This window comes from Photobacterium arenosum (assembly GCF_014841115.1).
Lineage (GTDB): Bacteria > Pseudomonadota > Gammaproteobacteria > Enterobacterales > Vibrionaceae > Photobacterium > Photobacterium arenosum.
Genome location: NZ_JACYTP010000007.1, coordinates 44144 through 55550, shown reverse-complemented (window position 1 = coordinate 55550; position 11407 = coordinate 44144). Strand labels below are relative to the sequence as shown.

The following is an 11407-nucleotide window of genomic DNA, read 5'->3' as shown; positions in this document are numbered from 1 at the left end:
TACAACGCATGACACACGGGCCTTAATTGGAGGAACCGGATTTATCGGCTTTATCAGCATCGGAATCGTTTGCCGGCTTACCGTAGGCAATACGAACCCCATGCGTGGGAATGGCTTTCGGATTATGGTTTTGCGAGACCTGCTCGGCCCAAACCACGGCTTGCTCTGTTGCCGCCATGCTGTCGAGAGCAGGGCGTCGACCACGAAGCACCAGCGACAGTTCGCCAAGTTTGTTGGCCAGCAACAGCCGGGCCGCTTCCTCGGGCAACAACTCGAAAGTTACATTCACCAGATCAAACTGTTGCTGACCTTTAGCAGAGGCGCCACGCTGACCGAGATCAATCAGTTGCGCTTCAATAGCCAGTAACTTGATATCTGACAGCACCTGCTCGGCAGACAGGCCGGATACAGCTTCGTCACCCACCAGTTTGCCCGCATTACTGTTATTGCTGGTCAGAATGACATCGACCCGGTTTCCCGGACGCAGCAAGCCGTGACTGACCGCTTCCGGTGTCAGTGCCAGGGTCACGGCACGGGTGCCTGGCGCCATCATGGCGGAAAGATAATGGCTCTGCTCCGGGCGTATCACGTCTTCTGCCGACAAGATCTGCCCGGTTTGCAGTGAACGGGTGATCAGGCTGCCGGACAGGTTTTTAGACTGAATAAATCCCTGCAGGAACAGACCCGGCAGGTTCCCTTCATCGGATGCCGGCAAATCCGCCCAGCGCAAGTCTTCCTCGCGCAGCAAAGCTCCCGCCTGCAGCGGATGTGCCGCTACCAGAATCCGGGCACGGTTTTGCACCGGCTCGGCACGGTTTCGTTCGGTGGCGTTATCGGCCTCCGCAGCCCGTGCCTGCTCTGAAGGCGACTCAGCTGGCTGAACCCAGACAACAGCAAGGGCTGCCAGCAGCGCTCCTGACGCTATGACAAATAACAGAAATTTTTTCATGATAAGAACTCTCCGGGATTGATTCAGCCCGTCATGGAAAGAGGATCAAAGGCGTCGACATCAAGGCTCCCAGTGTAATGGCAACCCCGTAAGGCACAGTGCGTACGGCTGGGTAAGCCGGCTTCCAAGCCAGCAACAAGCGGTTTCGTGCCAGATACGCCAGACTCAGCACTCCGCCAGACAAAGCCGTTACCAGCAGACATTCCGGCCAGTGGTCCTGAGCGGCGTACAGGCAGACTGCCAGCAGCTTGCTGTCCCCGGCTCCCAGCCACCCTTTTGCGTATGCGGCCAGCCCGAGGATCAGGCAGGCTATTGAAACCAGCACATTCATCAGGCTGAAAGGCACCAGCAGCACGGACAGGATCAGCAGCACAACTATGGTGACATTGGGAATCCGGCGCTCAGTCACATCAGTAACCACCAGCCAGGAGAACATCAATGCCGCCAATCCCTGAGCGACGACTATGCCGGTATCAGCCATTTTCACCGATATTCAGATCTTTAATGATCGTCTCAAACTTTGCCTTCAGTGCGGTAACGAAAACACCGTCTGAACCAAAGATTGCCAGAATACCGGCGGCCAGCCCTGCTGCCAGGATGCCGTATTCAATCGCCGTTGCCCCCTGTTCATCTTTCAGATACCGCTGAATTAACTTGGCCGGAAACACTTTCATTATTCACTCCATCAATAGGTTAAAAAAACAGACGCGAATGATATTGATTATCAACATCACTTTCAATAGTATCTCCGCCGATTAAGTAAAAAATCGCTAAATAACTGCAACTAAAGAAAAAAATAGAGTCACTTGTGACACAAAGCTCCAAATAGGCAGCGTCTTTGATAGCTGAGTCAAGCCGGAACACCAGAAGGAAGGAAAACAACTGAAGTGAATATTCATAGTAAAGATAGATTTAAGGTATTGATCAGCGCAGCGCTGGTTGCCGGACTGAGCGGCTGCAATATCGAACCGGTGCGAGACGGTAGCGAAGGACAGACGGGGTCACCCTCTGCGTTGTTACCGGATCAGCCTGACTCAGGGTCTGACACGGGAGGCACAGTCAGCCCGCCTCCGCCGGTCCAGCCCGATCCCACACCGGATCCGGCACCCAAGCCAACTCCGGATCCAACGCCAGACCCGACGCCGACCCCGGATCCTGCGCCCGAACCTGTCACCACCATCACTTTATCCGGTGCTGTTCTGGGGGATCGCGGCCAGCAGTACACTGTCAGTCTGAGCGATGGTAAATCTGAAGTTAAGGCCCGCACCGCTGAAACCGGCGGTTATCAGTTCGAATTACAGCTGCGGCAATGGCAACGTCAGTCATCGTTAAGCCTGACGGCCACAGACATTGATAATCCCGGCATGGTTTTCCGGCACACCCTGCCCAATATCGATAGTCTGTTACTGCTTGATGGTGATAATAATCAACTGATCGATAATCAGGAATTGCTGCCGCTCGCCCTCTCTCCGGCCAGTATTGCCTTTGACGCTGTCGCGCAGCACCTGCTTGGACGCAGCGCACTCAGTCAAAGTGACAGAGAAGCCGCCAAGCGGCAGATGGCCACGCATGCCACGCTTAACCAGGCTTTCGTGCGCGACCTTGCACAGCTGCTCTCAGAAACGCAGGCTAAACCTGCCGACAGCGATGTTTCAGCCCTGCCGCTGCTGGGATTAACGCAAACGCAGCTTACCGCTCAGCTGGTGGGCGCCAAAGCTGCCACTCCAAACCTCTCGCTGGGCGAGCTGTATGGCCAATTGGCAGATACACGTCAAATCACACTGCCGGCAACAGCTGAAGCTCAGTTGGAAGCCAGTTTTACTGCAGGGCAAACCCTGAACACCCTGAGCGCAGCATACCGCTGGCAGGAATCTTTCTATCCGGTCTATACACTTCGCCTGAGCGGGGCTTTTCCGGCAGAGCTGACAGACGCCAGAGTCAGTGTTCTCATTGGAGCCAAGCCCAATGACGACACCCGGGGCGAGTATTATTACAAACCAGAGCGTCCTCACCGGGTTATTCCCTTGATGCTGACAGATGACACTGGCCGTCAGACCCACAGAGTAAACGTCAAGGGTCAGCAGCATTACACCCTGACCGTTCGCCTCCATGACACCGCTGACGGATTCAGCCAGTGTGCTCCCGGCTTCATCGGCGAGTCCTGGGAAGGTAAAATGACAGACGACAACCTTCAGGATTTACTGACCCTTCAGATTACCGATCACAGTTCCAATGTTGAGCTTCGCTCGGTATTGGGGCCGCTTTGTGAGCTGATAGCCCTTGATTCCAATCAGGACGGTACCCTCGATAGCAGCGAGTATGCCCGCACCAACATAGGGTACATTTCGTCTGCTCAGGAAGTGCTGCTAAAGAAGACAACTCTGGCCAGCTACGGCTCATTTATCGACTGGAAGCCGCTGAGTATTGCGGAAATTGATGCGCTGATGACGCCATTCCCGCGCCAGCAAACTGAGCTTCTGGCCGCTTTCGCCGCCCTTCAGGCGAAGCAGTCACTGTTCAGTGAACCCGTAGATCTGATTGAAAGCGCAAGTTTTTATCAGGATCTGCTGGGGCTGGTCGGTATTAACATGCAGGCAGAGTACAGTATTGTCTCAAACAGTAATCAGATCCCTCAGCTGAACATTCTGCAATCCCTGATGGGAGAAAACGCGGGGCTGGCTCAGTTGCTGATCAATCACCCTGATAACAATATCTCGCACATCCTCAAAGCGGCCACCAGCCTGTTAGCCGATTCCACCCCCGATCAAGCCTACTTTGACAATCAGCCGCCACCAGGACGCTGGGTGCAAGTGTACCCGAACAGCCATCTGTCCCCCATCTGTCAATCCAGCGGGCTGGTCAGCTACGATCAGGTCACAGGCATTGCTATCGTCGGTCAGGGGGTGGACAGCACCTCTGGTCAGCACTGGGTTACGCTTGACTGGCAGGAACAGGATTACGTGAGTGAATATACGCTCGGCTGGGATACAAAGCCCTTTACCGCCATCACTGATGCCGCCAATCGCCAGCAAACCAGCCGCACCCGGGCAACCGTAAGCGGACTGGATAAATGGCAGACGTACCGCATTCGTATCGGAACACCGGGTGGCAGCCTGAGTGCAGAGCTGCAATACACCCCGGGGCGTATCCATCTCAATGATACCCGGATCACCCAGGGCATTCTCGGTGACGACAGCACCCGTGGGCGCGACACCCAGAATCAGTGCGATCCGTTAAGCGGGCTGGCCTATAACAGTAACCGGGACGGTGAGTTGGGGGCTCGTTATATCAAGCTTGATACAGAAGGAAAACGCCTGCCACGTCAGGATCTTGCCTGGAAGCAGCTCAAATTCAGTTGCGTGGCTGACGCTAATACCGGCCTGATCTGGGAAACCAAATCGGCGACGGATCTTGAGCACCCCAGCCTGCACGATGATCTGTACTATTTTTCCTTTGACGGCAAAGACAGCAGTATTCCTTTTAACGGCACCTGTTACAACCCGGACACCGGAAAACTGGCTTCAGATCGTACCCAGTGCAGTGCGGCTAACCAGGTGACTAAAGTCAACGAAAGCAAGCTGTGCGGACTGAGTAACTGGCGACTGCCCAGCCAGCAGGAAATTTACGGGATCATGAACCTGCAGGGCGATCAGTCAACCGCACTGGACAGAAGCTACTTCCCGAATATCAGCGGATTAAAAACCACCTATTTCAACTGGAAAGATGATCAAGATAAAAGCCGGCATGAAACTATCTATCACGGTTTCTGGACAGCCAATCAGCATCCGCTAACTGCAGAAGCGCTGACGCGCACCGTCAGGCCGTTGAAGCAACGTGGGAATGCACTGACACCAAACCAGCAGCCGCACATGATCATGCTGGTCAGCGATGGCTTTAGCGCGCAATAAACAACAGGGACATCAAGATGAAATCGATAAGCATACTGATTGCGACTCTAGTAATGACGTGCGCCGCGCAGGCCAGTGACAATATTCAGACGGGCTGTAACGCAAATTACACCCCGCCATCCGGGCGCTTTACTCAGGCAGTGCTGACAACCACTGCAGGTCCGCTCAAAGTGGTGAATGACAAGCAAACCGGGCTGCAGTGGCAATTCTGCTCATTAGGTCAGCAACTCAGCGGGGATCAACTCAGTTGTCAGGGTGATCCTGAGATAATAGACAAAGATGCAGAGGCCAATGCCCATCTGGCCAAACAGGCGGTGATCGTGAGTAACGAGAACAGCCGGCTGGGTGAAACCGCTCATCCCTGGCGAGCTCCTGATGTGAACGAACTGTTAAGTATCTACAATAACCAGTGTTCGCCTGCCTTGTATCCGGCCTTCAGTTATCCGTCTAAAACACTGGCAGAGCTGCAAACCCTGAAAGAGGCTGGTAAATTTGATCCGCTCTATCATAAGTTTGTGAGCTACTCAGAGCTGTATTATCTCACCGACAGCTGGGGCACAGATGGGCGCTATGCCTTTGTGTCGTTCAGCAACCTGAACCTTCCCCTGCTCACAGCACTGAATAATGATCCCTGGGGTGGGCCGGAGAAAAGGAATGCCAGTTATCACGATTACAATATCTGGGGAGGGATGCTAAGGCTGGTCCGTGAAATCCCTTAGCTTCAATATTTATGCCGTGTCCTCAGGGGCATGGCATAGTCCGTGACCTGAAAAACAGATAAAAAAAAGCGAGCCGGGACGGGCTCGCAACAAACTCACATATTGCATTTTCGAGAGACTCACAAGATAACTGACCCGCCATCCTTGCCAGGGGTTACCTTTCTCATCGAAAGGGACAAAGGTTATATCAAGATTCATTTTGGCTTTTTTTGTGTAACTAATGTCATCGTAATGTCAAAACATATTGATTTGACTGAAATCTTTGATCTTGCTTCCTATCTGCCGCTGGCAATATCATCTAGCGCCGTCAGTACCTGGTCATTAATGTGTCCTTCGTACACTAACTTACAGACCTTACGGCGTACGGCTAATCCTGAGATCAGCTTTTCTATCGACAGATGGCGCTCATCATGCTGACTGTTAAACAGCTCAACCGTTTTACTCAGGATTTCGTATGGCATCACCTCACCACTGACACGCAGCCAGTCAAGCTTGTCCATAAAGGCCTGGCACTCTTCAGTAATCACGCTGACAGGATGACCAGACATAGCAGACAGCGCTGTGATACTGCGTTGCAAGGCCTCCTGAGAGGTATACTTCGACAGTACTATGGTTAACTCATCCGCATTGATCTCGACCAGGTGCTTTCGCAATTTAACCCGTCGCCCCAAGCGGCCCTTGGGACGCCCTTCTTTGCGTTGGATCGGTTCAAACTCGCCGTCAATGATCTCAGACAACTGCTCCAGTTCCTGGCGGGGCAGGATCTCATTGCGCAGCGGGTTGGGCATAGTGGGGGCCATGGATCGCTTGCCTTCATTGTGCATCTTGGCCCGGGAGAAACGGATCACTTCATCAGCATCGCATTTGATCTCAATATTATAATCCTGATAGCGCGATGCCTTGCCTTCTGCCGGGCTGATCGTCAGGTGATAGCCCCACAGATTGACGGCAAATAACGACTCCGTCACTTTACCTTCAGCCAGCTTTTTCAGCTCGCGGATCAAATCGGTAGAGAAACGGCGCCATTCAATGTTACGGGCCAGTTTCTGGTTCAGCTCGCTCAGCAGCATGCTGTCATGGCCACGGCGCGACATCCGGCTGCGGAAGAAGGTATATAACTGGAAGACCAGAGTATGCTGGCGAAGAATCTCTGGCGGGAACAGGAAAAAATAATCCCTGGTCAGCAGCTCTTCAAAAAATGAAGGCTCCCAGACCAGAATGTACAGATTCGGTTTAATGCGGATTTCGCCATCTTCGCCTTCCTGCGGTGCTTCTTCCGACGCGGTTATGGTCCGGGCCAGAAAACGAAAACGATCACTTTTAAAACCTTCCGGCATGTTCTCGCTTAACCAGCGACCAGTCAGTTCATGCAGCTGAAAATCGGTAAACTCGATCCTGTCTATGCTTTCGCGGATCGAATCACGGGCCGGGCCGCTGTCTTTTTTCCCGCGCAATGCCAGAATATCTGTGATGTAAATCGGTGTTTTATTGCTCATGTGCCGCGATTGCAGCTCGTAATCCGACAAATGATGATCATGATATTGCACCGTCAGGGTAAACAGCGCGAACAGCGTCATCATGTCGTCTACTGTCATGATCGCTTTCGATGATCGTGTTTCAATAATTGCGCGTGTGCCAGATATTGCTACCATAGATTTCTGATAGCTTTTCTTGGTGCGTGGCGGCGCCAGTGCCTGATCAATAATCCCTGCCCAGCTGGTGGGTGAAACAACAATCTGATCGGCTTCGTCGGGCATCATAGGCGGCGTGCCCAGGCCATATTCGTTCAATAACCGTTTATTGACCTGGTTCTGTGCCAAAGCTTTAGAACGTTTTTGTTTTTCTTGTTCTTTACTTTGAGCAGACTGCAGGCTGGCAGTGCCCAGCTGAGAAACCAACAGAGCAGGATTAATGAAGTGATGCAGCATAGTCTTGCCTGCCAGCCCTTCTTCGAAGCGTACCGGTTGCTGGTTGAATAAACCAATACTCACAGCCGCACGTAAGCGTTGCTGGATGGCTGCACGGGTAAGCTGACCTTCAGTGGCTTCCACCAGTTCCGTGGTTGACACTATGCCGTCCTGACTGGACAGGCCACGTAAAGAGATCAGGTTCAGCAATTCAATAATGCTTCGGGTTACCCCTTTGAAGTGTTGATATTGAGGTAACCAGTCGACAAGCGCGTTGGGAATGGCAAACAAGTGTCCGTCTTTGTGTGATCGGGGAGCTGAGATCAGGATCTTTTCATCATATTTCTCATCACGTGTAACCGTAGATTTCATTTGCCATTCGCCGTAAATTGACCATCTTTCCGGAAAGAATAATAAAAAAATACTGAGAAAGAAAGCTTTTTTTATTGAGGCTTTTTAATAATGATCTTTTTGATTTTAAAGATCTAATTGATAATGTGATCTTATGATCCGGGTAACAAAATTGCTATAACTCACTGATTACAAAAATATATTTTTTTACACGATCCGGAAGTATGATCAATGTGCTTTCGGAGTGGTGATCATGATTCTTCTGTAAGCATGATCAAACAAGGCCCAGAACCATGATCATTAGTGTTCTGTAAGTATGATCAACGAAATATCAGAACTATGATCAATGTGTTTATACAGGTTATCCACAGAGTTATACCTGAGAGGTGCTCACCCGGTCAGTTAAATCGACGGTTCACTCCCCTTTCTCGTGCTTTTTTCCTGTTCTCTGGTCCAGAACGATGATCAAGTATTCGCTTTTGAACTTGGCGTAATTCGTTTTTTACGCCTGACTCTTTCATGTTGCTGTTGATTTCATCGATTTCGGAAAGACAACCACCGTAATAACAGAGCGCTTTTATATGTGTCCGGTAATGGAAAAATGATCAAGCTGTCACTTTTGTCATTTCAACCTACTGATTGTGATGGTGGTTGGTGCAATCGCTGCCAATGGTCGTGATAACAACCCGATTTGATTCAGGTATATCGGGCATTCACCGTAATTTAGCGGTACTTGACTATGCTTCCGCAGGTATTGAACTTGATCCCTGGTGAGGATCTTCATCTTGATCATTGATCCGATCTTTCCTTGCTTTAAGAGCACTGTTTTCAGCTTACTATTTCGCCTGCTTTCTCCTTGATCATTGTTGCGTAAACGGCAAATAATGTCTGAAGCATGATCAAGGCACAGTGCTCATTTTTACTCCATTATTCTAGCTGGCCTCGTGCTATCGCCTTTTTCGCTGCGCCTGTTCTGATCCATCAAGCCTATTTTGGTTTTTTACGGGTTGAAATGACACTCACTGTAGATTAGCCATCTTTTTTCAGGCTTCCAGCCAAAATTGGGTTCATTTTCTTTACATTGTAAATTTGTGACACTGTGACATTTTAATTTATGAGCTGTTATCTGAATCGTAACAGGTAGAAGTGACGCTTTGGTTTGTAAGGATTTGGTCAATTCGTACGGCTTTTATCCGAACTGGCATGGTTTTTACTTGAGATCTTTATCACAGTGAAACGTTCAGCTTTTTGTTGTTTTTGTGTATTTATGTTGTACAATTTTGACAAATACTCTGTAGGGTGATGAACAAGATGAATCGGGTAGAAACAATAGAAAATTTGCTCAAGATAGCTGAGCAGACAAAACAGGTTCAGGCGGACCGAATTGAAATCGTGCTGGAAGAGCGCAGGGATGACCACTTTCCCTCTATGTCAAAAGCACTTATGGAGACCCGTTCTGGCCTGACCCGTCGTAAGTTAGATGAAGCGATTGCCCGGATGGAAGAAGCGGGGCATCAATTTACTAAAAATAACGCCAATCATTACTCTATTACGCTAAATGAAGCACATATGCTGATGGATGCGGCAGAGCGCCCTGCTTTTCACGAGCGCCAAACCGGCAAGCGTAAGCCATGGGTGGTGAATGTGCAGAACCAGAAAGGTGGTACAGGTAAGTCGATGACGGCGGTTCATTTGGCGGCTTGTCTGGCCTTGGATCTGGATAAGCGCTATCGCATCTGCTTAATCGACCTGGATCCGCAAGGCTCTCTTCGTCTGTTTCTGAACCCGCAAATCAGTGTCGGCGATCAGGAAAACATTTATTCTGCGGTTGACGTAATGCTGGGAAATGTGCCGGAAGATCAGGCTACGGACAAAGCATTTCTGATGAATAATGTGGTTATGCCAACTCAGTACCCTAACCTGAAAACCATTGCGGCCTTCCCGGAAGACGCCATGTTCAATGCTGATGCCTGGCAGGATCTGGCTGTAAATCAGAACCTGGATATTGTGCAATTGCTGAAAGAGAGAGTCATCGATCAGATAGAAGATGAATTTGATGTCATCATGATTGATACAGGCCCGCACATCGACCCATTGGTGTGGAATGCGATGTATGCGTCAAATGCGCTGTTGATCCCTTGTGCGGCTAAACGTCTTGACTGGGCATCTACGGTGAATTTCTTCCAGCACTTGCCTACTGTGTACGAAATGTTCCCGGAAGACTGGCATGGACTGGAATTTATCCGTTTGATCCCTACCATGTTCGAAGATGATAATAAGAAACAGGTCTCTGTATTAACTGAAATGAACTATCTGCTTCAGGAGCAGGTGATGATGGCGACAGTGCCCCGTAGCCGTGCTTTTGAAACCTGTGCTGATACCTACAGCACCGTTTTTGATCTGACGACTGCAGATTTTGAAGGTGGTAAAAAAACCTTATCGACTGCCCAGGACGCGATTCAGCGGGTAGGCCTTGAACTCGAACGCGTTATGCATAGTCACTGGGCTAATTTGAACCAGGAGAAATAACAGGTGGCGATTAAAACAAACGATCTGAATGCCCGTCTGTTTGGTAAAGCAGATAAGCGCCGTGCGACCACAGTGGCTGAGGCGCAAAGTGCGGCAAAAGATAAAGCAGCAGTTATTGAGCTGGCAGTTGCCGGTGAAACCACTGTGGCGTTTGAACTGGTAAAAGTGAAAGCCAGCGAGATTGGCGAACAGACTCAGGTGTTTGCTCAGAATGCCCGTGAGCAGGCATTTTTAAACGAACATGCCTTAGCCGATATTCTGACAACACTGAAAGACCGGGGACAACAATATCCGGCAGTGGGTCGTTGGCTGGATGACGGCCGCATTGAAGTGCTTGACGGTAGCCGGCGGCGGATGGCCTGTTTGCTGTCGAAACAGGATTTTCTGATTTATGTAGCCAAAGGCATAAATAGTGATCATGCCAAGTTTCTTTCTGATGTGGCCAATGCGCACAAGCCGCTGTCATTGTTTGAACGCGGCAAAGAAATGCAGGCTTTGCTGGCTACCGGCAAAGTGGCTGATCAAAAAGCTTTGGCTCGGTTTTGCCAGTGCAGCGAAGCGCTGGTCAGCGGCGCGTTGAAAGCGGCCAGTTTGCCGATGGAGCTGTTAATGGCTTACCCGAGTGTTGGCGAATTAGGTCGGCCGACCATAGTTAAGCTGCATAAACTCTACTATTCACTGAATGATGAGCAGCAGAAAGCCTTTGTGAAGGAGCTGGCTCAGCAAGATAAACCTGTGTGGCAAAGTGTCGATGCACAGGGTATTACGCGTATTACCCGTGAAGTCACCAATCACATTGAGCATCTTGGTGAGGTCGTGCGTCCCAAAGTGCAGCAGAGCAGTAAACCTCAGTCGGTTGAACTGGTGCGCGGGCAAGCAAGTTATGTCAGAGATGGTGACAGACTACAGCTCAAACTGAGCAAGCTCTCTGAACAGCAGGCTGAACATATACTGGCCTATCTGGCCGATTACCTCAATTAATCGCATCTTTGTTATCTCTAAGCCACGTCTGATGACGTGGCTTTTTTTATTGTGCTTGGTAGT

General features: G+C 50.4%; 8 protein-coding genes. 4 read left to right on the top strand and 4 right to left on the bottom strand.

The features are described from left to right. Positions 1-22: 22 nt before the first annotated feature. From cpaB to IFO68_RS12295, 3 genes are read right to left on the bottom strand one after another with little or no spacing between them, the layout of a single operon-like run. Positions 23-949 (bottom strand): Flp pilus assembly protein CpaB, encoded by a 927-nt coding sequence (gene cpaB / locus IFO68_RS12305; RefSeq protein ID WP_192016146.1) that lies wholly within the window; start codon positions 947-949, stop codon positions 23-25. A 31-nt stretch (positions 950-980) separates the two neighbouring features. Beyond that, on the bottom strand, positions 981-1430 hold the full coding sequence (locus IFO68_RS12300) for an A24 family peptidase (RefSeq protein ID WP_192016293.1): 450 nt from the start codon (positions 1428-1430) through the stop codon (positions 981-983). Then, positions 1423-1623, bottom strand: a complete 201-nt coding sequence (locus IFO68_RS12295) for a Flp family type IVb pilin (protein ID WP_192016145.1) — start codon at positions 1621-1623, stop codon at positions 1423-1425. The genes IFO68_RS12300 and IFO68_RS12295 overlap by 8 nt, the downstream gene beginning before the upstream one ends. Positions 1624-1836: 213 nt before the next feature. Here IFO68_RS12295 and IFO68_RS22070 point away from each other — a divergent pair, with 213 nt between their 5' ends. Together IFO68_RS22070 and IFO68_RS12285 are read left to right on the top strand one after the other, a co-directional pair. After that, complete coding sequence (locus IFO68_RS22070) at positions 1837-4857, top strand: Lcl domain-containing protein (RefSeq protein ID WP_192016144.1); 3021 nt, start codon at positions 1837-1839, stop codon at positions 4855-4857. A gap of 17 nt (positions 4858-4874) precedes the next feature. Further along, positions 4875-5576 (top strand): DUF1566 domain-containing protein, encoded by a 702-nt coding sequence (locus tag IFO68_RS12285; RefSeq protein ID WP_192016143.1) that lies wholly within the window; start codon positions 4875-4877, stop codon positions 5574-5576. Between the two features lie 275 nt (positions 5577-5851). Here the strand turns inward: IFO68_RS12285 and IFO68_RS12280 are convergent, their stop codons facing one another. Continuing rightward, the gene (locus IFO68_RS12280; RefSeq protein WP_192016142.1) at positions 5852-7855 is read right to left on the bottom strand and encodes a replication initiator protein RctB domain-containing protein; all 2004 of its coding nucleotides are present in this window, start codon (positions 7853-7855) and stop codon (positions 5852-5854) included. Positions 7856-9145: 1290 nt separating this feature from the next. Here IFO68_RS12280 and IFO68_RS12275 point away from each other — a divergent pair. Then, entirely contained in the window at positions 9146-10363 is a 1218-nt protein-coding gene (locus IFO68_RS12275; RefSeq protein WP_192016141.1) for an AAA family ATPase, read from the top strand. Positions 10364-10366: 3 nt separating this feature from the next. Continuing rightward, complete coding sequence (locus IFO68_RS12270; RefSeq protein WP_192016140.1) at positions 10367-11344, top strand: ParB/RepB/Spo0J family partition protein; 978 nt, start codon at positions 10367-10369, stop codon at positions 11342-11344. Positions 11345-11407 lie beyond the last annotated feature (63 nt).